At 66.9% G+C, this 22,030-nt stretch carries 23 protein-coding genes and 1 pseudogene; 14 read left to right on the forward strand and 10 right to left on the reverse strand.

The genetic code is table 11. From position 1 onward, the window contains the following. Window positions 1-3 precede the first annotated feature (3 nt). The gene (locus AC5Y46_RS09775; protein ID WP_499943075.1) at window positions 4-822 is read left to right on the forward strand and encodes a glycerophosphodiester phosphodiesterase; all 819 of its coding nucleotides are present in this window, start codon (window positions 4-6) and stop codon (window positions 820-822) included. On the opposite strand, the gene AC5Y46_RS09780 is transcribed toward AC5Y46_RS09775, so the two are convergent. From AC5Y46_RS09780 to AC5Y46_RS09790, 3 genes are all read right to left on the reverse strand, one after another. After that, entirely contained in the window at window positions 819-1,373 is a 555-nt protein-coding gene (locus AC5Y46_RS09780) for a ferritin (RefSeq protein WP_499990895.1), read from the reverse strand. The two genes, AC5Y46_RS09775 and AC5Y46_RS09780, sit on opposite strands and share 4 nt — an antisense overlap. 140 nt (window positions 1,374-1,513) lie before the next feature. After that, window positions 1,514-2,650 carry an LCP family protein gene (locus AC5Y46_RS09785; protein WP_499990897.1) on the reverse strand — a complete coding sequence of 379 codons (1,137 nt, stop codon included), beginning with the start codon at window positions 2,648-2,650 and terminating at the stop codon, window positions 1,514-1,516. 48 nt (window positions 2,651-2,698) lie between these two features. Next, on the reverse strand, window positions 2,699-3,484 hold the full coding sequence (locus AC5Y46_RS09790) for a DUF2470 domain-containing protein (protein WP_499990898.1): 786 nt from the start codon (window positions 3,482-3,484) through the stop codon (window positions 2,699-2,701). A 97-nt stretch (window positions 3,485-3,581) separates the two neighbouring features. On the opposite strand from AC5Y46_RS09790, the gene pheA reads away from it, so the two are divergent. Further along, on the forward strand, window positions 3,582-4,505 hold the full coding sequence (pheA, locus tag AC5Y46_RS09795) for a prephenate dehydratase (RefSeq protein WP_499990899.1): 924 nt from the start codon (window positions 3,582-3,584) through the stop codon (window positions 4,503-4,505). A gap of 2 nt (window positions 4,506-4,507) precedes the next feature. Beyond that, window positions 4,508-5,218 (forward strand): histidine phosphatase family protein, encoded by a 711-nt coding sequence (locus AC5Y46_RS09800; protein WP_499990900.1) that lies wholly within the window; start codon window positions 4,508-4,510, stop codon window positions 5,216-5,218. Here the strand turns inward: AC5Y46_RS09800 and AC5Y46_RS09805 are convergent. From AC5Y46_RS09805 to AC5Y46_RS09815, 3 genes and pseudogenes are all read right to left on the reverse strand, one after another. After that, a complete protein-coding gene (locus AC5Y46_RS09805; RefSeq protein ID WP_499943081.1) occupies window positions 5,195-5,407 on the reverse strand; it encodes a hypothetical protein in 213 nt (70 codons plus the stop codon). The two genes, AC5Y46_RS09800 and AC5Y46_RS09805, sit on opposite strands and share 24 nt — an antisense overlap. Further along, window positions 5,404-5,821: pseudogene (locus tag AC5Y46_RS09810) on the reverse strand (metallopeptidase family protein). Before AC5Y46_RS09810 ends, AC5Y46_RS09805 begins: the two are co-directional and overlap by 4 nt. A gap of 4 nt (window positions 5,822-5,825) precedes the next feature. Next, window positions 5,826-7,244 carry a septum formation family protein gene (locus AC5Y46_RS09815; RefSeq protein ID WP_499990901.1) on the reverse strand — a complete coding sequence of 473 codons (1,419 nt, stop codon included), beginning with the start codon at window positions 7,242-7,244 and terminating at the stop codon, window positions 5,826-5,828. Window positions 7,245-7,333: 89 nt separating this feature from the next. Here AC5Y46_RS09815 and serS point away from each other — a divergent pair, with 89 nt between their 5' ends. Together serS and AC5Y46_RS09825 are read left to right on the forward strand one after the other, a co-directional pair. Continuing rightward, window positions 7,334-8,593 carry a serine--tRNA ligase gene (serS, locus tag AC5Y46_RS09820; RefSeq protein ID WP_499990902.1) on the forward strand — a complete coding sequence of 420 codons (1,260 nt, stop codon included), beginning with the start codon at window positions 7,334-7,336 and terminating at the stop codon, window positions 8,591-8,593. Window positions 8,594-8,680: 87 nt separating this feature from the next. Further along, window positions 8,681-9,817, forward strand: coding sequence for a GGDEF domain-containing protein (locus AC5Y46_RS09825; RefSeq protein ID WP_499990903.1), 1,137 nt, complete (start codon window positions 8,681-8,683; stop codon window positions 9,815-9,817). Here the strand turns inward: AC5Y46_RS09825 and AC5Y46_RS09830 are convergent. Further along, complete coding sequence (locus AC5Y46_RS09830) at window positions 9,814-10,308, reverse strand: DUF2834 domain-containing protein (RefSeq protein WP_499990905.1); 495 nt, start codon at window positions 10,306-10,308, stop codon at window positions 9,814-9,816. The genes AC5Y46_RS09825 and AC5Y46_RS09830 overlap by 4 nt on opposite strands. 72 nt (window positions 10,309-10,380) lie before the next feature. Here AC5Y46_RS09830 and AC5Y46_RS09835 point away from each other — a divergent pair, with 72 nt between their 5' ends. Further along, the gene (locus AC5Y46_RS09835) at window positions 10,381-10,992 is read left to right on the forward strand and encodes a TetR/AcrR family transcriptional regulator (protein WP_499943086.1); all 612 of its coding nucleotides are present in this window, start codon (window positions 10,381-10,383) and stop codon (window positions 10,990-10,992) included. Window positions 10,993-11,052: 60 nt separating this feature from the next. Beyond that, entirely contained in the window at window positions 11,053-12,633 is a 1,581-nt protein-coding gene (locus AC5Y46_RS09840) for a phytoene desaturase family protein (RefSeq protein ID WP_499990906.1), read from the forward strand. A 65-nt stretch (window positions 12,634-12,698) separates the two neighbouring features. On the opposite strand, the gene AC5Y46_RS09845 is transcribed toward AC5Y46_RS09840, so the two are convergent. After that, window positions 12,699-13,037: a hypothetical protein gene (locus tag AC5Y46_RS09845; protein ID WP_499990907.1), complete on the reverse strand. Its 339-nt coding sequence runs from the start codon at window positions 13,035-13,037 to the stop codon at window positions 12,699-12,701. Further along, the gene (locus tag AC5Y46_RS09850) at window positions 13,034-14,584 is read right to left on the reverse strand and encodes a Rieske 2Fe-2S domain-containing protein (protein WP_499990908.1); all 1,551 of its coding nucleotides are present in this window, start codon (window positions 14,582-14,584) and stop codon (window positions 13,034-13,036) included. The genes AC5Y46_RS09845 and AC5Y46_RS09850 overlap by 4 nt, the downstream gene beginning before the upstream one ends. Before the next feature lie 98 nt (window positions 14,585-14,682). Between AC5Y46_RS09850 and AC5Y46_RS09855 the strand changes: the two genes are divergently transcribed. The 7 genes from AC5Y46_RS09855 (at window position 14,683) to AC5Y46_RS09885 (ending at window position 20,404) form a co-directional block, all read left to right on the forward strand. Continuing rightward, window positions 14,683-15,456, forward strand: coding sequence for a lysophospholipid acyltransferase family protein (locus AC5Y46_RS09855; protein WP_499943090.1), 774 nt, complete (start codon window positions 14,683-14,685; stop codon window positions 15,454-15,456). Between the two features lie 3 nt (window positions 15,457-15,459). Continuing rightward, window positions 15,460-16,203 (forward strand): lysophospholipid acyltransferase family protein, encoded by a 744-nt coding sequence (locus tag AC5Y46_RS09860; RefSeq protein ID WP_499943091.1) that lies wholly within the window; start codon window positions 15,460-15,462, stop codon window positions 16,201-16,203. A 32-nt stretch (window positions 16,204-16,235) separates the two neighbouring features. Then, window positions 16,236-17,039 (forward strand): lysophospholipid acyltransferase family protein, encoded by an 804-nt coding sequence (locus AC5Y46_RS09865; protein ID WP_499943092.1) that lies wholly within the window; start codon window positions 16,236-16,238, stop codon window positions 17,037-17,039. A 31-nt stretch (window positions 17,040-17,070) separates the two neighbouring features. Beyond that, window positions 17,071-17,895 carry an HAD family hydrolase gene (locus AC5Y46_RS09870; protein ID WP_499943172.1) on the forward strand — a complete coding sequence of 275 codons (825 nt, stop codon included), beginning with the start codon at window positions 17,071-17,073 and terminating at the stop codon, window positions 17,893-17,895. Window positions 17,896-17,962: 67 nt separating this feature from the next. Continuing rightward, complete coding sequence (locus AC5Y46_RS09875) at window positions 17,963-18,769, forward strand: hypothetical protein (RefSeq protein ID WP_499943093.1); 807 nt, start codon at window positions 17,963-17,965, stop codon at window positions 18,767-18,769. Further along, window positions 18,766-19,932 carry a glutathionylspermidine synthase family protein gene (locus AC5Y46_RS09880; RefSeq protein ID WP_499943094.1) on the forward strand — a complete coding sequence of 389 codons (1,167 nt, stop codon included), beginning with the start codon at window positions 18,766-18,768 and terminating at the stop codon, window positions 19,930-19,932. The genes AC5Y46_RS09875 and AC5Y46_RS09880 overlap by 4 nt, the downstream gene beginning before the upstream one ends. A 13-nt stretch (window positions 19,933-19,945) precedes the next feature. Continuing rightward, entirely contained in the window at window positions 19,946-20,404 is a 459-nt protein-coding gene (locus tag AC5Y46_RS09885; protein WP_499943095.1) for a DUF350 domain-containing protein, read from the forward strand. Here the strand turns inward: AC5Y46_RS09885 and AC5Y46_RS09890 are convergent. Next, window positions 20,401-21,918 (reverse strand): PE family protein, encoded by a 1,518-nt coding sequence (locus AC5Y46_RS09890; RefSeq protein ID WP_499943096.1) that lies wholly within the window; start codon window positions 21,916-21,918, stop codon window positions 20,401-20,403. The two genes, AC5Y46_RS09885 and AC5Y46_RS09890, sit on opposite strands and share 4 nt — an antisense overlap. Between the last annotated feature and the right edge of the window lie 112 nt (window positions 21,919-22,030).

Raw genomic sequence — 22,030 nt, forward strand, 5'->3', positions numbered from 1 at the left:
CATATGACGCGGGCGGACGAAGTCCTCGCCGGGCACCCCTTCGTGGTGGCCCACCGCGGTGCGTCGTTCGTCCGTCCCGAGCACACGCTGGCCGCCTACGACCAAGCTCTCAAACAGGGTGCTGACGGGGTCGAATGCGACGTACGGTTGACCCGCGACGGCCACCTGGTCTGTGTGCACGACCGCCGTCTGGACCGCACCTCCTCCGGAGAGGGGCCGGTCAGCACCGCGACGTTGGCCGAGTTGCGTGAGCTGGACTACGGCTCCTGGCACGACAGCTGGCGCCCGGACGGCGCGCACGGGGACACCAGCCTGCTGACGCTGGACGCCCTGGTCGCATTGGTGCTGGATTGGAACCGTCCGGTCAAGATCTTCATCGAGACCAAGCATCCGGTGCGCTACGGCTCGTTGGTGGAGAACAAGCTGCTGGCGTTGCTGCACCGCTTCGGCATCGCCGCGCCGCCGTCCGCGGACCGGTCCCGGGCGGTCGTCATGTCCTTCTCGGCCGCCGCGGTGTGGCGGATCCGGCGTGCCGCGCCGATGCTTCCGACCGTGCTGCTCGGTAAGACCGGTCGCTACTTGAGCAGTAGCGCCGCCACCGCGGTGGGCGCGACCGCGGTGGGACCCTCGCTTGCCGCGTTGCGCGACTATCCGCAACTGGTCGACCGATCCGCCGCTCAGGGCCGGTCGGTGTACTGCTGGACGGTCGACGAACACGCCGACGTCGATTTCTGCCGGGAGGTAGGGGTGGCCTGGATCGCCACCAACCACCCCGGCCGCACCAAGGCGTGGTTGGAGGACACGAACGAGAAGAGCGGTTAGCCGCTCGCCAGGTGACCGCCTGCGGCGTGCGGCGCATCCGGCCCCGTCGGTGCCTTGGACACCTCGCGGGCGACGAAGGTCTCGAGTTCGAAGAGGTTGGCTCCGGCCCGGTCCGCGACCCGCACCAGCGTGGACATCAGCGCCACCTCTTCGATCTGTTCCTTCAGGAACCACTGCATGAACTGCTCGCCCAGGTGATCGCCCTCGTCGCGAGCCGCCGCAGTCAACCGGCTGACCTGGTCGGTGACGGCACGTTCCTGATCGAGGGCCAGCGCCAGCGCCTCACGGGGCCGGTCGAACTGGTTGCGCACGGCATCCACCCGCGGGATCTCCACCCGCAGGTCGCGATCGAGCAGATGTTGGACGAGCATCATCGCGTGATTTCGTTCCTCGACCGCCTGCGCGTAAAAGTGCTTCGCCAATTGCGGGAGGTCTTCGCTGTCGAAATAGACCGCAATTGCGACGTATTGCTGCGCGGCGGTGAATTCGTTGAAAATCTGCTCCTGCATTAATGCGTGGAATTTGGTCCTGGGACCGTCATAATCCGTCATGTAAAGCAGGTTAGTCCAGCTAGAAGGCCACCGGCAACGAAGGATGTGCTTAGTCAGGAGAGGTTTTCCTAAGCGATTGTCCGCAATTAAGTCATGCTCAGATAGGCGAGCTTTGCCTAATTAATATGCCGAAAAATGTGTCACGGTTGGCTGTCCAGCGCGGCCACCGGCACCGGCGCGTCGGCGGCCAGGGCGTCGAACAACGCACTCGCCGCGTCGTGATTCCACACCACGACCGCACCGGAGCCACTGTCGGTGAACTCGCCGATCGGCACGGTCATGGCAGTGGCGCGGCCGTGCAGCGACCAGCCGAGCCGCGCCAGGTCCCACGCGTGGTCGCCGCGGTCCACCGTCAGGGCCCCGGCGGCGGCACGCGGAACCGAATACCAGCGCCACGGATTCAGCCACACCGCCGGGCTGGCTGCGCGCTCCAGCAGCGCCGACATGAACTGCCGCTGGTGGATCATCCTGTCCAGATCCGCCCGCGGTGTAGCCCGGGACCGGACGTAGCCCAGGGCGCTGCGGCCGTCGAGCTGCTGGCAGCCGGCGGGCAGGTCGAGGCCGGCCAACGGGTCGTGGATCGCCTCGGCGGGGCACACCCGCACACCGCCCAGCGCGTCGACCAGCACCGCGAATCCGGCGAAGCCGACTTCGGCGTAGTGGTCCAGATGCAGGCCGGTGGCTTGCTCGACCGTCTGCGCCAGCAACGGAGCCCCACCCAGCACGAACGCGGCGTTGATCTTGTCCCGGCCGTGGCCCGGGATGGGCACGTAGGAATCACGCGGAATGGAGACCAGCGTTGCCGGGCCACCGGACCCGAGACCGGACACGTGCACCAGCATGATCGTGTCGGTGCGGCCGGAGCCGACGTCGCCGCCGGTGGCCAGGTCCTGCTGCTGTTCGGCGGACAGGTCCTGACGGCTGTCGGAGCCGACCAGCAGCCAGTTGGTGCCGCGGCCCGGACCCGGTCGGCCGGGATAGTCGGTGAGCACCGTCGCTCGGTGCACCGCCGAGTCGAACCACAAGGTGAGTCCCAGCATGCCGGCGGTGGCCAGCAACACGAGGACCAGCAGACTCAGCGCGAACGTCCGGAGCCGGCGACGTCTGCGGCGCGGGCGCGGTACGCGAGGAAGCGGGGGAGGGGTCGTCGGCGGTGCCGGGCGCGGCGGCAGGGGTCCCGGGCTACTCTGGCGGCGAATCACCTGCGAGGGTTCCGGCGGGGCCGGTCTGGCGGGACCGCGAAAGTGCGGGCGCTGCGGTGATCGATCGCCGTTCACCCGGACAATTTACGCGGCCGGGCCCGCGCCGGGTAGCCGGCTGGGGCGCTACCGGCGGGCGCGCAGGCCGTTGACGAAGGGGCAGCCCATCAGGACGCGAATGGCTTGGCTGAGCCCGTTCATGTCGTCGACCGGCTTGTGGAACGGCAGCCGGATGTCGTGGTCGCCGTCGTTGCCCTCGATCCGAAACCGCACGCCGTAGCGGTCCAGACCGAGTGGCCGGATGTGGCCGCGCCGTAGCGGCGCGGGCAGTCGGGACACCAACCGCGCGACGACGTCGTCGTGCGCGGTTGCCAGGTGCCACAGCAGCGTCGATTCGATCTCACAGAACGGGTCGGGTCGCGCGGCGAGCAGGTCGTCGACGCTGACCGGCTCGGCCCCGGTGGCGTCGGTGACCACCACGGAGTCGATTTCCAGCCGCAGCAGGGTGTACCGCGTCTCGTCGGCACTCGGTGGCCCCGACCTGGGCGTATCGACCTGCAGCAGCGCCGGATTGGGGTTCTCGGTGGCGATCAGGTCCAGCAGCTTGCTCACCGCCCCAGGTGGAACCCGGTGCAGCCGGCCGCGCACCCAGACCAGGGACCGGACCGGTTCGCGTACCGGCAACGGCGCATAGTCGGTCAGTTCCAGCAGCGCCTGCGACCCACAACCCTCGTCGCAGCCGGCCGTGCCGTTGGGAACCGCGACCGCGAAGGTGCCGTCGTAAAGCAGGTGGTGCACAGCCGTGGCCACCGGATCCGCGCCCTCGACCGCCAGCAGGGCGCCGCCGGCGCGCACGCAGGCGCTGCGAATGCGCTCAGCCGTCGTCGGCGTAGGGTTTGTGACCGGTAGCACCGTTACCTCCTATTTTTAGGTAAGGCTAAGGTAACTTAGGGTCGGGTAAGTCGCAAGAGCCGATACTCCCGGGCGGCGCGCCGTTAGGGTTGTGGCTGTGGCCCGCATCGCTTACCTCGGACCGGAAGGGACGTTCACCGAGGCAGCGCTGCTGCAGATCGCCGATGCCGGGTTGGTCCCCTCGCACCGTGACGTGTCGGGAATGCCGGTAGACAGCACATCTGCGGCTCTGGACGCGGTGCGCACCGGCGCCGCTGACTTCGCCTGCGTGCCGATCGAGAACTCGATCGACGGGTCGCTGGCACCCACCCTGGACAGTCTGGCCATCGGATCGCCGCTGCAGGTGTTCGCCGAGACGACGCTGGACGTCGCCTTCACCATCGTCGTCAGGTCCGGCCTGACCGCCGCCGACGTACGCACCCTGGCGGCCTTCCCGGTGGCCGCCGCGCAGGTGCGTCAGTGGCTCAACGCCCATCTGCCCGGCGTCGAGCTGTGCCCCGCGTATTCCAACGCCGACGCCGCCCGTCAGGTCGCCGAGGGCCGAGTAGATGCGGCGGTCACGTCGCCGTTGGCGGCCGCGCACTATTCGCTGCCGGCGTTGGCCGAGGGGGTTGTCGACGAGTCCAACGCACGGACCCGGTTCGTCTTGATCGGACCACCCGGCCCGCCTCCCGCCCGCACCGGAGCCGACCGGACGTCGGCCGTGCTGCGGATCGAGAACGCGCCCGGCGCGCTGCTGAGGGCCCTCACCGAGTTCGGCATCCGCGGAATCGATCTGACCCGCATCGAATCCCGGCCCACCCGTACCGGACTGGGCACCTACATGTTCTTCGTCGATTGCGTCGGCCACCTCGACGACGACGCCGTCGCCGAGGCGCTCAAGGCGCTGCACCGTCGTTGTGCCGACGTGCGTTATCTGGGTTCCTGGCCGACCGGCCAGGCAGCGGGGGTGCTGCCGCCGTCGTCGGACGAGTCGACGAGCTGGCTGGAGCGGTTGCGGGACGGACGGGGGGAGGCATAGCGATGGGTGGCCGGTTGGTGTTACTGCGCCACGGACAGTCCTTCGGCAATGTCGAGCGCAGGCTGGACACTCTGCCGCCGGGAGCGGCACTGACGCCGTTGGGCCGCGATCAGGCCCGGGCATTCGCGCACGGGGGCTTGGGCACGCCTCGCAAGCCCGGCATCCTGGCGCATTCGGTGGCCATCCGGGCGTCGGAAACGGCGGCGGTGATCGGCGGGGAACTCGACCTTGCGGCCGTGGAGCTGTCCGGCATCCATGAGGTCCAGGTGGGCGAACTGGAGAACCGCAACGACGACGAAGCGGTGGCCGAGTTCACTGCGGTCTACAAGCGGTGGCACCTCGGCGAGCGAAACGTTCCGTTGCCCGGCGGCGAAACCGCCGACGACGTCCTGGACCGCTACGTACCCGTGCTCACCGACCTGCGGATGCGGTACCTGGACGACGACGCCTGGGACGGCGACATCGTCGTGGTCAGCCACGGGGCGGCGATCCGGCTGGCCTCGGCGGTGCTGGCCGGCGTGGACGGCACCTTCGTGCTGGACAACCCGCTGAACAACGCCGAATCGGTGGTGTTGACCCCGATCACCGACGGGCGCTGGAGCTGCGTGCAATGGGGTGCGCTGACCCCGCCGTTCTACCCGGAACCGGCCGCGACGCCGGTGCAGGACGCCCTCCAGACCAGCACCTCGTCAGGCACCGATCCAATGGGCTGACCTGCCCTCGTCGGACTGCTGCGAGCACGCGCACCCGACCGCATCGCAGTCGATGACGAAAACGTGCGTGAACAGCTCGGGGATCGCACAGTCGGTGTCGGTGCATTCCGGGCGGCTCAGGGAATGAATGATCAAAGTGCCGTGGCAATGGTCCAAGTTTGCCCGGCAGTCGCGGCAGCCTGCGCTCATAACTCGTTCATAACACCAGGCGCCGACAAATGCGGGATCCCCCGCGGATTCAGGGCGAAAACTTCAGCCCCAGCCCAACTCGTCGAGCCGGTCGTCGTCGATCCCGAAGTGGTGGGCGATTTCGTGGACGACGGTGATCGCCACCTGTTCGACGACCTCGTCGTCGGATTCACAGACATCCAGCAGCGCTTCGCGGTAGATGGTGATCGCGTCCGGCAGCGCGCCGGCGTAGTCGGAGTCGCGTTCGGTCAGCGCAATTCCCTCGTAGAGGCCGAGCAGATCGTCGTCCTGCGGATGACGGTCGGCGACCAGTATCACGACGTTGTCCATGGCCGCCGTCAACTGTTCGGGAATCAGGTCGAGCGCATCGGAGACCAGTTCGTCGAACCGCTGCGGGTCCATCCGGACGGGCACGTGGCTAGCTCGGTGGCGGCGGCTCGGCGGGTGCCGGGACGTCCGGTGCCTGCGGCGGCGGCGCGCCGCCATCGGCCGGGGGCGCTTGGGCCGGGGGAGCCTGGGCCGGGGGAGCCTGGGCCGGTGGCGCTTGGGAGGCCGGCGAGGACGGCGCCCGGGTCGGTGTCACCACCGGCTGTTGGTTGGGCAGGTGCTGATTACCCGGCGGGGCGCTGGGGGTCTGTTGCTGCTGGGTCGGCGCCGCCGGCTGCTGAGTGGGCACCTGGACCGGAACCTGCGGAAGGGTGAGCCGCTCCTGGGGGATATCGGGCGGCGGTACCGGCGGCTGACCGTTGATCAACAGCGGGCCCTTGGCGCTATTGAGCAACGTCGCCCAGCCGCCGTTGCCCAGCGTCGCGCCGATGCTGCAGGCGACTTCGCGGCTGCCGGCCGCCCAGCTGGGCAGCGACACCGTGGGGTAGATCAGGGTCAAGGTCGTGGTCCGCAACTTGACCGGGGCCAGGTAGGCGTCGGTCATCCGGGTGCACGCGTCCTTGATGAACCCGTCCTGCTCGGCCTCGGCGGGCATACCGGTCGGAAATTTCTCGGCGAGGTTGACGGTGCCGGTGACTTCCATGGCGTGCGGTGCCGTGCAGTCGACGGGGACGTCGACCGGCTGATTGGTGACCGAGTCGATGCCCAGGCAGGTGCCGGCCGGCCAAACCTTGGACTGGTCGATTTCGGCGACCTTGCCCTTGAACGCGACCTGCAGGTTGTTCGGCCCGGGCAACTGCAGACCGCACAGCATGCGGCGTTCGCCGCCCTGACGCCACGCGCGGTCACCCGACCACAGCATGCTGACGGTGAACTTGCTGTTGGGGTCGAACTTGGTGCCGAGGTAGCGGCGCACGGCGGGTTCGCACTGCTCGGTGTTGATCTGCTGAATCCGGGTCGGCGACGGCGGAGCGGCGTTCGGGCCGTATTCCGAACCCGGGAAGGTGCGCAGGTCGACCGCCTCGGCGACCTCGAACCGATGGTCCTCGGCGCAGTTGACGACGGTGGCGGATTCCGGTGTGCCGTCCGGCCAGTTCAGACAATCTCCGCTGGTGGCGCGGCTGAAGGCGCCGCTGCTCTTGGATCCCGTGCTGGGCACCGGGTCGCTGTCGAGATAGCCGACCAGGCGTCCCGATCCGGTGCCGATGGTGGGCAGTGCGGTCACCAGCCCGGCGATCAGCAGGCCACCGAGAGCGGTCAGCAACAGCGCCCGTCTGGTGGCGGACGGCTGCAGGCCGCGCGGCCACCGAAACCCGTCCGGGGGTTCCGGCGCCCGGTCGGTGACAGTCGCGTCCGGCTCGTCCGCCGAAGCCTCGTCGACCTCGTCGACCTCGTCCACCTCGTCCGTGACCGCGGGTGGTTTCTTTCGCAGATCCAACATCGGCTCCATTCTGACAGGGCCGCGCGGGTGCTGTTACGAATGTTGCAGTTGTGAGACCAGGACGAACCGGCCGCCGTGACGAAAGTAGTCTTGCGGCCGTGATCGACCTGAAGCTGCTCCGGGAAGACCCCGACGCCGTTCGACGTTCCCAACTCAGCCGCGGCGAAGACCCGGCCCTGGTGGACGCCCTGGCGGACGCCGATGCGGCGCGGCGGGCGGCGATCTCGGCCGCAGACTCGCTGCGCGCCGAGCAGAAGGCCGCCAGCAAATCCGTGGGCAAGGCGTCGGCGCAGGAGCGGCCGGCACTCCTGCAGCGCGCCAAGGATCTCGCCGAACAGGTCAAAGCCGCCGAGGCCGAGCAAGCGGCTGCCGAGTCGGCCTTCACCGCGGCGCACATGTCGATCTCGAATGTGATCATCGACGGCGTTCCGGCCGGTGGCGAGGCAGACTTCGCCGTCCTCGACGTCGTCGGGGAACCACCCCAGCTGGATCGTCCGAAGGATCACCTGGAACTGGGCGAGTCGCTGGGCCTGATCGACATGCAGCGCGGGGCCAAGGTCTCCGGGTCCCGGTTCTACTTCCTGACCGGCCGCGGCGCGCTCCTGCAATTGGGGCTACTGCAACTGGGGTTGCGGGTGGCCGTCGAGAACGGCTTCATCCCGATGATCCCGCCGGTCCTGGTACGTCCCGAGGTGATGAGTGGCACCGGCTTCCTGGGCGCCCACGCCGACGAGGTGTACCGGCTCGAGGCCGACGACCTCTATCTCGTCGGGACTTCGGAAGTGCCGTTGGCCGGCTACCACTGCGACGAGATCCTGGACCTGTCCGCCGGCCCGTTGCGGTACGCGGGCTGGTCGTCGTGCTTCCGTCGGGAGGCCGGCAGCTACGGCAAGGACACCCGCGGCATCATCCGGGTGCATCAGTTCGACAAGGTCGAAGGTTTTGTCTATTGCCGGCCCGAGGAGGCCGAGGCCGAGCATCAGCGGCTGCTGGGCTGGCAGCGCGAGATGCTGGCGCACATCGAGGTGCCGTACCGGGTGATCGACGTGGCCGCCGGCGACCTGGGCTCGTCGGCCGCCCGCAAATTCGACTGCGAGGCGTGGGTGCCGACCCAGGGCACCTATCGGGAACTGACCTCGACGTCGAATTGCACGACGTTTCAGGCCCGGCGGCTGGCCACCCGGTACCGGGACTCGGGCGGCAAGCCGCAGATCGCGGCGACGCTCAACGGCACACTGGCCACCACGCGGTGGCTGGTGTCGATCCTGGAGAACCATCAGCTTCCCGACGGCAGCGTCCGGGTTCCCGCGGCGCTGGTGCCGTTCGTCGGGACCGAGCTGATCGAACCCGCCAGCTAATAGTTCGCTCAACTAGACAATTTGTCGCGCAGCTGTTTTCCTGAGATCTGCCCCCGCAAGGGGATTTGGGGGAATTGGGAGTAGGCGATGAGTTGGCTCGCGCGTTGGTGGCGGCAGTCCGACCACTACGAGCAGCTGAGTTCCCACCTGCGCACCCGAGGTATGGAGGTCCTGACCCGGACCACGATCACCACGATTGCCGCATCCCTGGCGCTGATCGCCGTGGCGACGATCTGGACGCCGACCGGACCCCGAGGGCCCCTGCAGGTCGCCTGCGCCGTTGCCGCGGGCGCCGGCGCCGCCCTGGGCGCAGTCATGTGGGCGCTGCGCTGGCCCACCCGTGCGCAGGCCATCCGGTTCGTGGTGCTCTCCGATGTCAGCATCGCGCTGGCCGCGCTGTCCCAAAGCCACCCCACCGCCGGCTTGCTGACGTGCACGGCGTTCGCGACGATGGCTACCTACACGGCGATGTTCCACCCCGCTCGGTTGATGGCGTACAACTTCCTCGTCACGGCGGCGGTAGGGGCGTTCGAAGTCGTCCGGATGGCCGCGCTGTACAACCCGATGGCCGCACTGTGTGGATACGCGTTGCTGTTGACGCTGAACCTGGCGGTGCCGTTCGGCATCCAGGCGGTAGTGCACACGCTGGGAACCGATGCCGTGCGGGCCGAGCGCGACCAACTCACCGGGCTGCTCAACCGGCGCGCGTTCTATCGGCGGGCGCGGCGCTACTTGTGGCGCGATGCCTCCGCGCCCGCGCACCTGGTGGTGACGGTGATCGACCTGGACCGCTTCAAGCAGCTCAACGACCGGTACGGGCACAGCGTGGGAGACGACGCGCTGATGGCAGTGGCCCGCGCGTTACAGGAGAACACCGACGACACCGCCGTCATCGGCCGGGTCGGCGGGGAAGAATTCGTGATCGCCGACATCTGGCTCCCCACCGAAGTGCAGCGCCGGTCGCAGGCCATCTGCGACGCCGTAGCGGCGCTGCCGTTCATGCTGACCGCAAGTGTGGGCACCGCCAGCGTCTATTGCAGCGGCCGCGATCCGGCCGACGACGACCTGCTGGTCGAACTGATCTCGGCAGCGGATGCCGCGATGTACACCGCCAAACGGGGCGGCGGCAACCGGGTCTGCCATCACCGTCCGGCGCCGGGCCGCCGCGACACGACGCCGCTGCCGCGCGACGCCGGGTACTTCGGCGACGAACTCAGCGCCTAGACCGCCACCTTCGCGCCGGCCCGCTCGTGCCGATGCTGGCGCTCGATGGTGGCGAAATAGAACGCGAACGCGAACGCGAAGCTGGTGAACAGGCTGCTGACGAAATACAGCCACGGGCGTTTGAGGCCGCGTCGGTATCCGTCGACAATCGAAAACAGCGGCAGCAGAATGACATTGGCGATGGTGTAGTCCTGCCCCGCCGAACCCGCCGCCGGGTTGACGAACATCAACTGGATGTACTGCGTCCAACTCCCGGGACCCCAGATTGGGTTGTGCGTCCCGCTGACCCCGTGCGGGGCGTACCCCTGCACGAAGCGGAAGTTGAAATACCAGCCCAGCGCGATCGAGGCGATACCGACCCCGTAGTACACCAGTTCCAGTGTGGAGAAAAGCGGGCCGTCGGCGGGCCGTGCGTAGACCGCCGGATTCGACTTGACGATCCAGCAGATGACTGCGATACCCAGGACAGCGTGCACGATGAGCGAGACCATGGGCGCAGTCTCACCCCGGGCCAGAAGTTTTGTCAATATTGTCAAAACAAATGCTGAAGGTAGGTTACCCAGATGGTCCGACCCGCGCAGACCGCGCGCAGTGAACGCACCCGCGACGCACTGCGCCAGGCGGCGGTGGTGCGCTTTCTGGCCCAGGGCGTGGCGGACACGACGGCCGAACAGATCGCCGCCGACGCCGGCGTTTCGCTGCGGACCTTCTACCGGCACTTCGGTTCCAAGCATGACCTGCTGTTCGCGGACTACACCGGGCTGAACTGGTTCCGCGCTGCGCTGGAGGCCAGGCCCGTCGACGAAGCCGTCATCGACTCGGTCCAAGCGGCCATCTTCGCGTTCCCGTACGACGTGGAAGCGGTGACGAAGATCGCCGCGTTGCGGGGCGGCGAGATCGACCCGGGCCGGATCGTCCGGCACATCCAGGACGTCCAGGCCGATTTCGCCGACGCCATCCAGGTGCAGTTGCAGCGGCGCGGCCGAAGTACCGAAGAGCCCGACGCCCGGCTGCGCATGACGGTGACCGCCCGCTGCATCGCCGCCGCGGTGTTCGGGGCGATGGAAGCCTGGATGCTCGGTGCCGACCGCTCGCTCGGGGAGCTGGCCAGGGTGAGTCAACTGGCGCTCGAGTCGTTGCGGGCCGGCATCACCGACACCTGGGCCGCCGGCTGAAGTTTCGTCATAATTGACAAAACTTTGGGGGCGTGCCAGCCTCCATGCCGGGAGGTCGGCATGGCTGATTCTGAAACCACATACGACGCGATCGTCATCGGAGCCGGGCACAACGGCCTGACCGCCGCGGTGCTGCTGCAAAGAGCCGGGCTGCGCACCCTCTGTCTGGACGGCAAGCTCTACGCGGGCGGCATGGCCTCGACCGTCGAGCTGTTCGACGGCTATCAATTCGAGATCGCCGGCTCGGTGCAGTTTCCGACCTCGGCGGAGGTGATCAGCGAGCTGGGCCTGGACGAGCTGCCGACAGTCGACCTGGAGGTGATGTCGGTCGCGCTGCGCGGCGTCGGCGACGACCCGCTCGTCCAATACTCCGATCCGATGAAGATGTTCGCCCATCTCAACGAGGTGCACGGCGCCGACGCCGTCGCCGGCATGGGTGGACTGCTGATGTGGGCACAGGCGCCGACGCGAGCATTGGGGCGCTTCGAGGCCGGCACCGTGCCCAAGACCTTCGACGAGATGTACGCCTGTGCCACCAACGAATTCGAGCGGTCGGCGATCGACGACATGCTGTTCGGTTCGGTCACCGAGGTGCTCGACCGCTATTTTCCGGACCGGGAGAAGCACGGCGCCATCCGCGGGTCGATGACCATGCTCGCGGTGAACACCCTGTATCGCGGGCCGTCCACACCGGGCAGCGCCGCCGCGCTGGCCTTCGGTCTCGGCATCCCCGAGGGTGACTTCGTCCAGATGAAGAAACTGCGCGGCGGCATCGGCGCGCTCACCGCACATTTGGCACACGTGTTGGAGGGGAACGGCGGGGAAGTCCGGTTGCGGTCCAAGGTGAGCGAGATCCTCGTCGCCGACGGCCGGGTCCGTGGCGTACGCACCGAGGCGGGGGACACCCTTTTCGCCCCGATCGTCGTCTCGGCGATCGCCCCTGACGTCACAGTCAACGACCTGATCGATCCCGCGCTGCTGCCCGCCGATATCCGCGAGCGGTACGCACGCATCGACCATCGCGGCAGCTACCTGCAGATGCACTTCGCGCTGGACGAGCCACCGCAGTTCGCCGCACCCTACGAGGCACTCAACGACCCCACTCTGCAAGCCTCGATCGGAATCTTCTGCACACCCGAGGAAGTTCAGCAGCAATGGGAGGACTGCCGGCGCGGCATCGTCCCGGCCGACCCGACCCTGGTGTTGCAGATCCCGTCCGTGCACGACCCGGACCTGGCGCCCGAAGGCAAGCACGCCGCGTCGGCGTTCGCGCTGTTCTTCCCGATCGAGGGCGGGTTGCAAGAAGAAGGTCGCTACGGTCAGGCCAAGGTCGAGATGGGTCAGCGGGTGATCGACAAGATCACCCGCCTGGCACCCAATTTCGAGCGCAGTATCATCCGGCACACCACGTTCACGCCCAGACACATGGGGGTGATGTTCGGGGCGCCCGGCGGCGACTACTGCCACGGGCTGCTGCACTCCGACCAGGTCGGACAGAACAGACCCGGCCCCAAAGGCTATATCGGCCAACCGATTCCGGTCGAAGGACTGTACCTGGGGAGCGCGGGTTGCCACGGCGGACCGGGCATCACGTTCACCCCCGGCTACAACGCGGGCCGGGCCGCACTGGCCGATCGCTGATCTTTCGCCGAGCGTGTTCCAGTTGCGAAAAAGCAGCCGGAAATTCGCAGTACCAACACGTTCGGTTAGCCGCGCTGACCCAACAACTCGTCCAGGCAGGCCAAGAACTCGTCTGGGCGCGCGGGGGTGAACGCCGGCTTTGATCCCGGTATGTCGAGAGTGACCAGCGTCGACTTCAGCGGCCGGTAGAGGTCCAACGGCAGCCAGCGCCGGAAATCCGGGCTTCCCCACAGGTTGAACCGGACGGTGAACAAGCCAAGCGCCTCGGCCTTGTACTCGCGAATCTGGTCCAACCCGATCACTTTGGCCGTACCAGACGGAAAGTGGTAGCGCCGCAACGTGATCGCCATCCGATCCAACTGGACCACGCCGTCGTCGTAGCACCAGTCCGTCGTGCTGCTCATGCTTTTTCGCTCCGCAACTCGTGCCCCCGAGTGGTCAGGCAGCGACCGTCTTGCAGCCGCCACTGCCAACCGTGCAGGTTGCACGTCAGCGTATCGCCCTCGATCACACCGAATTTGGACAGATCGGCCTTGAGGTGCGGGCACCGGCGCTGAATCTCCCAGCCGTCCATGGTGATCGACGCGGTGTCGTCATGCGACTCGGCGAACCAGCCGTCGGCGTAAGCGATCCGCTCGTCGGTCAGGCACTTGAAGAACGTGTACAGGTATTCGTTGTAACCGCCGACGCGCCACGCCTTGAACCGGGTGGACAGGAAGATTGTGTTGACCCAGTCCGGTTCCTCATCGCGCAGCACGGTCCGCACCAACGCCGGTTGGATGGCGAACCCGTAGCGCACCTTCTCGTCGGGAATGCGTTCGCGCACCGCGCGTTTCGGAAAGTCGAGGATCACCGTCTCGGGACCGATGACCAGTTCCACCGGATATCCGATGCCGTCGCAGATTTCGTTGCTCGCCAACATGATCGGCTCGAACAACGCGCGCAGCGGCTCCAGCAGCGGCTCGCCGGTGGCCGGTGCCCAACGGGCCTTCTCGGCAGCCAACACCGGCGCCATACGCTCGGCGAAGTCGGCGATGTAGGCCGCCTTGCCGGTGGTGAAGATCGCCTCGACCTCTTCGGTGGGCACCGGATGAGTCAGCGAATTGAGCCTCGAGCCGGTGAAATCCGCCGTCGATCCAGGGATCATCAGCAGGCCGCCTTCGTGACCGTGGCGGCGCATCTGGTCGAGGAACACCATCTGGTCGGGAAAGATGTTGGCCGGATCGCCATGGTCGTCGTTGAGGTGACGCAGCTCGGGGTCCAGAAAGCACGGCGGCCCGGCCGACGGCACCACCCACGTGGCGCCCACCTGTGCGATGTACTGGCGGGCGCGGTCCATCTGCCGCTGGCGCTTCTGGGTGCCGAATGCCTCCTTGGCGCGCGCCGGCATGTCGTAGACCATCGGGTACCAGATCGCGCCCGAATACTGCAGCAGATGCACGTCGATGTCGCCGAAGTCGGCGGCCAGCACGTCCAGATCGACCGGACGGGCGTCGTTCATGTTGAACACCGTGGTCTCCCCGTCGGAAACCACCAACGCCGAATCGCCGATGGGTCCGTCGGCGGGGGCCCGCAGCGCGATGACCATGATCTCGAGGTCGCCCTTGGGCCCGGACAGCCGGTGCTGGACGGAGTCGGTGGTCTCGAAGAACCGGTGGAACCCTAGTTTCTCGAGTTCGTTGCGCAGGTCCGGCACCGGGAAGTCGGGCAGCAGGACCACCGCGTCCTTGTTGACGTGGGCGGTGAGCAGCTTGGCGTCGAAGTGGTCTTTGTGCAGGTGCGAGACGTATAGGTAGTCGCAGTCGCCGAGGGCGTCCCAGTCCAGGCCGGTGTTGTCTGGGAAAGGGAACCAGGATCCGAAGTACGCCGGGTTGACCCAGGGGTCGCACAGGATGCGCCCTGCCCGGGTCTGGATCAGGAAGCCGGCATGCCCGACGCTTGTGACCTGCACAAATACCTCTCAGCTGACTGCGATTGCAGCCTCGAGCTTAGCTTGAGTCACGGGCCGGGGTCTCGCCGCAGCCGCCGGGAGCACTAGGCTGAATTGCTGTGGAACCGGCATATGGCACCGCCATTACGCTCGCCCGCCTGGTATTTCGGATACAGGGTCTCAAGATCACCGTGACGGGCGTCGAGAACTTACCGACCAGCGGCGGCGCCGTCGTCGCCATCAACCACACCGGATACCTGGACTTCACCCTGGCCGGTCTACCCGCATACCGGCAGGGTCTGGGCCGCAAGGTGCGGTTCATGGCCAAACAGGAAGTCTTCGACCACAAATTCACCGGTCCGCTGATGCGCGCCTTCCGCCACATCCCGGTGGACCGGGAGAGCGGTGCGGCTTCCTACGCCGCGGCCGTGGAGAACCTCAAGGCCGGTGAACTGGTCGGTGTCTACCCCGAGGCGACCATCAGCCGCAGTTTCGAGATCAAGGAGTTCAAGTCCGGGGCGGCGCGGATGGCGGTGGAGGCCGGCGTGCCGATCGTCCCGCACGTCATCTGGGGCGCCCAGCGGATCTGGACCAAGGACCACCCGAAGAAGCTGTTCCGCCCCAAGGTGCCGATCCAGGTGATCGTCGGCGAACCCATCCAGCCCACGCTGCCCACCGCAGAACTGACCGCCCTGTTGCATTCCCGGATGCAGCACCTGCTGATCCGGGCGCAGGAGCAATACGGACCGCATCCCGCGGGTGAGTTCTGGGTGCCGCACCGGCTCGGTGGAGGCGCACCGTCGATGGCCGACGCGGCCCGCCTGGACGCCGAGGAAGCGGCCGTGAAGGCCGCCCGCCGTGCCGAGCGTGCCGCCGGTCCTTCGGAGCATTGACCCGTGGCCGAACCCGTTTACCGTGCCAGCGAGTTCGTAGCGAGGACGTTTCTGCGAATCACCGGTAGCCGAGTCACTTATCTGGGCGACGAGAACGTTCCCGATCAGGGCGGCTGCGTCGTCGCGATCAACCACACGAGCTTTATCGACTGGGCACTGGCCGCGTTGGCTTTTCGACGGCCGGGCGGCCGGCGCGTGCGGCCGATGGTCAAGGTCGAATTGCAGAAGGTCAAGATCGTCGGCTTCATGATGAAGCACAACCGGGCCATTCCGGTCGATCGCAGCGCCGGCGCCGGCGCCTACGCGGTTGCTGTCGAGCGATTGCGGGAGGGCGAGGCAGTCGCGGTTTTCCCGGAGGCGACAATCAGCCGCAGTTTCGAGCTCAAAGACTTCAAGACGGGCGCCGCTCGGATGGCCGTGGAAGCCGACGTCCCGATCGTCCCGATCATCGTCTGGGGGTCCCAGCGCATCTGGACCAAGGGCCTGCCCAGGCAGTTGGGTCGCAATAAGGTGCCGATCACCGTGGCGATAGGTCCGCCATTGCGCGCCGTCCAGGACGTCGCACGGACGAACGAACTGCTACACGAGACGATGACTTCGCTGTTGCACCAGGTGCAACGGAACTATTCTCATCCAACTGGCGAAAATTGGGTGCCGCGGCGGTTGGGCGGCGCGGCGCCGACGTTGGAGGAGGCCGCGCAAATGGACGCCGACGAGAGTGCGGCGAGAGCCGCCGGCCGAAAATAGCTAACGTATTCGGTAGGGCAGGAGGTCAAAAAGTGGCTGAGCCAGTCTTCCGGTTTTTGGAGTATCTCGTGCCGTCGGCCATGGCGCTGAATGGCAACAAGATCACTTACTACGGCCTGGAGAACATCCCCGAGCGCGGCGGGGCGATCGTCGCCCTCAATCACACCAGCTACGTCGACTGGATTCCCGCGTCGCTGGCCGCCAAGGAACGAAAGCGGCGGCTGCGGTTCATGATCAAAGCCGAGATGGCGGAGGTGAAAGCGGTCAACTACGTGATCAAGCACATCCAGCTGATCCCGGTGGACCGTTCCCAGGGGGCCGAGGCGTACTCGGTGGCGGTGCAACGCCTGCGCGAGGGCGAACTCGTCGGGGTGCACCCCGAGGCGACCATCAGCCGCAGTTTCGAATTGCGGCCCTTCAAGACCGGGGCGGCGCGAATGGCGATGGAGGCCAACGTGCCCATCATCCCGATGATTGTCTGGGGCGCACACCGCATCTGGCCGAAGGACCACCCGAAAAAGCTGGTGCGCAGCAAGGTTCCGATCACCGCGGCAATCGGTCCGCCGTTGTGGCCGACGGGCACCGTCGACGAATACAACGCCACGCTGCGCCAGGCGATGGAGTCGATGCTCTATTGGGTGCAGGAGGAGTACCCGCACCCTGAAGGCGAGTACTGGGTGCCGCGCCGGCTGGGCGGCAGTGCGCCAACCCCGGACGAGTCCAAGGAGTTCCGGGTCGCCGAACTGGCCGAGCGAGCGCAAAAGCGTGCGCAACAGGGTGTGGACGCGAAGAAACGAAAGAAGGCGGACCGCGCTGACGACTCCGGCCGACCGTAACAACGCGTCCCCGCAACCGAATTCGCAACGGATTTCTTCGTCGACACCTCCCGCACTCATCGGATGCGACGTCGACGGCACGCTGTTCGACGAGGACGAGACCCTCACCCCGCGTACCCGCGCCGCCGTGCTGGCCGCCGTCGCCGGCGGCGCCCGCTTCGTGCTGGCCACCGGCCGCCCGCCGCGCTGGGTCAGGCCGGTCGTCGACGCCCTGGGCTTCGCACCGATGGCGGTCTGCGCCAACGGCGCCGTCATCTACGATCCCGAACACGACCGGGTCGTGTCGGCGCGCACGCTGTCGGTGGATGCGTTGGCCGCGCTGGCCGACATCACCCGACGGGTCCTGCCGGGGGCGGGACTGGCCGTCGAGCGGATCGGGGAACGCGCGCATGACACGGCCACCCCGCAGTTCGTCAGCTCACCGGGCTACGAGCATGCGTGGCTCAACCCCGACAACACCGAGGTGTCCATCGAGGATCTGCTGAGCGCGCCTGCGATCAAGCTGTTGATCCGCAAGGCCGGCGCACGCAGCGCGGACATGGCTGCGGCGCTCGCCGGGCAGATCGGCGACGAGGGCGACCTGACGTATTCGACCAACAACGGTCTGCTCGAGGTGGTGCCGCGCGGCATCAGCAAGGCCACCGGACTGCGCGAGGTCGCCGAACCGCTGGGAATCGACGTCGCGGACGCCGTCGCCTTCGGTGACATGCCCAACGACATCCCGATGCTGGTACGGGCCGGCCTGGGGGTCGCGATGGGTAACGCGCACCCGGAAGCGCTTGCCGCCGCCGACGAGGTCACGGCCCGCAACAGCGACGACGGCGTCGCCCGCGTGCTGGAGCGTTGGTGGTCTTGAGGATTATTTCCGGTCCGGTGTGGGAGACTGCCCGCGTGTTCGCGTTTCCGGGACCGGAGGGCAGCTAGTGGGGTCAGAACCAGACCCGCCGGACGGCGGTGAGCCCGAGGGCCGTGGGTCCGGAACCGGCGGGACCGACCAGCCCAAGCCGGAGACGCCTCCCAAGCTGCTACCGCACGGGAAGATCGAGTCGCGGGACCCGGCCAAACCTCCGATACCACCCAAGCTGTTGCCGAACACCCCACCGACTCCGCCGGTCCCGCCGAGCGGACCCCGCAAGAGCACGTTCGGAGCGAACCGTCCCGAACCGGGTAGGCCGCCGTCGCCCCGTCCGCCGGATGCCCCGTCCAAGCCGAAACCGTTGGGCAGCATCCAGTTTCAGGACGCCGCCACCACGAAGCCCCGCCCTCCGACCCCGGCCGAGTTGCGTGCCCGGCAGAAGTACGAGGACCAGCAACGCGAAGCCGAAGAGGCGCGGCTGGCGGCCGAAGCCAAGCGCAAGCGGCAGAAACGCATCCTGATGGGCTCCGCCGCCGCGGTCGGCGTGGTGGGGCTGGTGGCGGGAGTCGGGTACTGGTTGCTGACGCCGAGCCACGTGACCGCCCAGTGCGTTCGGGATGACCCGAACGGTCAGCCGGTGATCGTCCCCGACAGCTACTGCACGGGTCACACACCGGGCTTGAACGGCTTCTTCATCTGGGGCGGGCACTCCTACCGCTACTACTACGGCAGTTCGGGATCGGTCGGTCAACGGCCGTCCGGCGGCACCACCACCATCCCCAAGGGCGCGACGGTGACCACCAAGTCGGGCAGCACTATTCAGCGCGGCGGCATCGGCGGCAGCGGCGGCAAGGGCGGGAGCGGCGGCTCGTGAAACGCGGCAGGACACAGCCGCGGCCCAATTGGCAGTCGATCGTCGAATCGCAAGGACTCGTGTACGGCACACCGGCGCGTGACGCCAGCGGCGCCGACCGGCCCTACTGGGACGAGTCGGTGTACTACGAGTTCGAGATGGACGAGATCCTGGCGCTGGAAGCCGACGTCGAGTTGCTGCATTCGATGTGCCTGAACGCCGTCGAGCAGGTGGTGCTCATGGAGCGGTACGCCGATTTCGGTCTGCCGGAATGGAGTTGGCCGCACATCGCCGAGTCCTGGCGCCGCTCCGATCCACATGTCTACGGGCGCTTCGACTTACGCTACGACGGGCGACGGCCCGCGGTGTTGCTGGAGTACAACGCCGATACGCCGACCACCCTGCTGGAAGCCGCGATCGTGCAGTGGTATTGGCTGAAAGACAAGTTCGCGGAAGACGATCAGTGGAACTCACTGCACGAACAACTGGTGGACCGCTGGAAGGTGGTCCGTGACCTGTTGCCCAGCAACGAATTACACTTCGCGTGGTCCGGGGTCGAAGCGACTGGCGAGGATCAGATCACTACTACTTACATGCAGGAGACGGCGGCCGAGGCGGGATTTCACACCGTCGGGCTACTGATCGAGGACGTGGGCTGGGACTCCGCGCTGGAACGGTTCGTCGATCTGGAAGAGGACCCGATCCGGGCGATGTTCAAACTGCATCCGTGGGAATGGGTGCTCGAGGACCAGTTCGGCAAGCACGTGGCGGCCGGCCTGCCGCAGACGATGTGGATCGAACCGCTGTGGAAGACACTGCTGTCGAACAAGGCGATCCTGGCCGTGCTCTGGGAGATGTACCCCGGGCATCCGAACTTGCTGCCCGCCTACCTCGACGATCCGCATGAACTGACCGAATACGTGCGCAAGCCCAAGCTGGGCCGGGAGGGCGCCAACGTCACGATCGTCGGCGCCGGGATGGAAACCGCCACCGGCGGTTTCTACGGCGAAGAGGGCTTCGTCTACCAATTGTTGGACCCGCTACCGGAATTCGACGACATGCGGCCCGCTTTGGGCGCGTGGATAGTGGGCGACACGTCGGCGGGTCTTGGTATCCGGGAGACCGCCGGACTCATCACCGACGACGGCGCCGCCTTCGTCCCGCATCGCATCCCGCTGAAGTGAACGGAGAGAACCGATGACGAAAACCGTTGTGGCGCTGCCGCATTCGGACTATTGGAGCTGGCTGGGCAGTGGCGCTGCGGCAATCATCCTCTACTCGATCCTCGGCTTGGTGCTGATGGTCGTCGGGTTCTACGCCATCGACCTGACCACCCCGGGCCCGCTGCGCAAGATGGTCAACGCCGGCAAGCCGAACGCGATCATCGTGTCGGCGGCCGGCATGGTCAGCATGGCCTTCATCGTGGTGGTGGCCATCTACTCGTCGTCGGGGAATCTGGCGGGAGGGCTGCTGGCCTCGGCGGTCTTCGGGCTGATCGGTATCACGGCGCAGGTGGTGATGATGCGGATCGCCGCGCTGGTGATCGGCATCGACATGCATGCGTTGTTTTACGCCGACGAGTTCAGCTACGAGGCGCTCATGGTGGCCGCGGCGCAGTTCGCGCTGGGCATCGTGGTGTCGGTGGCGATTCTCTAGGTGGGCCTGATGGCCGCGGCGAGTTGCTGCGGTGCGTAGTTCACCAGGAGCGGGATCAGGCCGGAGAACGGCGTGCCCAGGATGGTGACGGGAATCGACTGTGGCGGAATCACCACGATGGCCGGCACATTGATGGCCGGCACATTGATGGTCGCGGTGACCGGATGCGGAGGAACGAGGAGCCCGTCGGACGGCAAGTGCAGCACGAGTCCGACATCGCCAACTACCGGCACCGGAAGGTTGATCGTCGTATCGATGGGGACATTGCCGTTGAGGAAGCCGTTCAACGCTACGGCGGGCGCATCGAACAGCGTGGCCGCCGCACCGAGATAGTTCCCCGTCGCCAGCGCTTGCCCGAAAGTCTCCGCGCTCTCGGCTATCGCATTGAGCGTTGCTAATGGAGCGCCCGCTGCCGCGTAGGTTGCGACCAAGGGCAGCCCGAAGAAGGTGCTCAGTGACGCGCTAACCGCAGGGGTAGGCAGAAGATGTGCGTCCAGTGTGGCGAATGCCGAAATGCTCGGAACAGTCAAGGTATCGATAACATTGGTGAAGTTCTGCGCAATCTGCCGGGGGATCGACGGCGGTATCAGATTGGTGAAGTACTGCGCCTCCTGTCCTGGAATGTTCATGATGGCGAAGAGGTCACCCAACGGACCTAACACCCTGGGATTCAAAGTGGCGGTCACGTTAATCGAAGGCGGCAAAGGAGTTACCCCAGTACCACCGAAGATCACAGTGCCGGGATCGATCCCAGTGACCAACAGCCCTAGGCCTGCCCGCCCGAAATCAGAGACCGCGCCGGTGTAGTTGCCGGTCAGCAAAGTCTGGAAAGCCGTCTGCAGACCCGTCGCGAAGGTCGGCAGCCCGGTCATCAACCCGACGGTTCCGTTGATCGCCGACGTCACAAACGTCTGGGCGAAGCCGGTCTGGACGGTGATGAACTGCTGCGCGAAGGCCGCGGGGTTGAAGGACAAGAACTGCTGAACGGCCGCTTCTATGGCGGCCGGCAACTGCGGCAGTGTGGCAGGGAAGTTGGCAACAGCCGTGGCGATCTGCAGCGCGTAACCCTGCTGGTTGGCAAGGAACTGCCGGGCGAACGGGAACGGATCAGCGGCCCATGCGCCGCCGAGGGCCTGCAAATTGGTGGCCGTATTGACCACCAGCTCGCCGTAGGCGCCGCCCGGAACGGCCGGGGCAGCGCTGGGGAGAGCGCTTGCCAAAGCCTGTCCGGCATTGGCGATCTCGGCGCTCACGTATGCCGCCGAACCGGCGCCGAGGAGGCGCACGAACTCGGCGTGGAATGCCGCGGCCTGGCTATTGACGCCTTGGAATTCTCGCCCGAAGACCCCGAACAGCTCCGAGATCGCGGCCGACACCTCGTCCGCGGCCGCCGCCGCGACTGTGGTGGTGGGGACGGCGGCGACGGCCGCCGCATCCTGCAGCGTCGAGCCGAGATTCGCCAGACTTCCGGCCGCCGTCGTTACCCAGTCCGGCGTGGTGACCACAAATGACACGGCGCTGACCTCCCCGCGACAAACTATGAATTCAATCTGAGCGTAAGTCGCGAGGCCCGCGCTCGTGGGAAATTCGGTGATTCAGTGCGTCGACGATGTGCGGACGGTGACC

This window comes from Mycobacterium sp. NGS59, assembly GCF_059812345.1.

Excerpts from the sequence above, each read along its gene's own strand:
- AC5Y46_RS09775 (WP_499943075.1), top strand. The coding sequence starts at position 4 with ATGACGCGGGCGGACGAAGTCCTCGCCGGGCACCCCTTCGTGGTGGCC.
- AC5Y46_RS09780 (WP_499990895.1), bottom strand. The coding sequence starts at position 1,373 with ATGACGGATTATGACGGTCCCAGGACCAAATTCCACGCATTAATGCAG.
- AC5Y46_RS09800 (WP_499990900.1), top strand. The coding sequence starts at position 4,508 with ATGGGTGGCCGGTTGGTGTTACTGCGCCACGGACAGTCCTTCGGCAAT.
- AC5Y46_RS09805 (WP_499943081.1), bottom strand. The coding sequence starts at position 5,407 with ATGAGCGCAGGCTGCCGCGACTGCCGGGCAAACTTGGACCATTGCCAC.
- AC5Y46_RS09815 (WP_499990901.1), bottom strand. The coding sequence starts at position 7,244 with ATGGAGCCGATGTTGGATCTGCGAAAGAAACCACCCGCGGTCACGGAC.
- AC5Y46_RS09825 (WP_499990903.1), top strand. The coding sequence starts at position 8,681 with ATGAGTTGGCTCGCGCGTTGGTGGCGGCAGTCCGACCACTACGAGCAG.
- AC5Y46_RS09830 (WP_499990905.1), bottom strand. The coding sequence starts at position 10,308 with ATGGTCTCGCTCATCGTGCACGCTGTCCTGGGTATCGCAGTCATCTGC.
- AC5Y46_RS09835 (WP_499943086.1), top strand. The coding sequence starts at position 10,381 with ATGGTCCGACCCGCGCAGACCGCGCGCAGTGAACGCACCCGCGACGCA.
- AC5Y46_RS09840 (WP_499990906.1), top strand. The coding sequence starts at position 11,053 with ATGGCTGATTCTGAAACCACATACGACGCGATCGTCATCGGAGCCGGG.
- AC5Y46_RS09845 (WP_499990907.1), bottom strand. The coding sequence starts at position 13,037 with ATGAGCAGCACGACGGACTGGTGCTACGACGACGGCGTGGTCCAGTTG.
- AC5Y46_RS09885 (WP_499943095.1), top strand. The coding sequence starts at position 19,946 with ATGACGAAAACCGTTGTGGCGCTGCCGCATTCGGACTATTGGAGCTGG.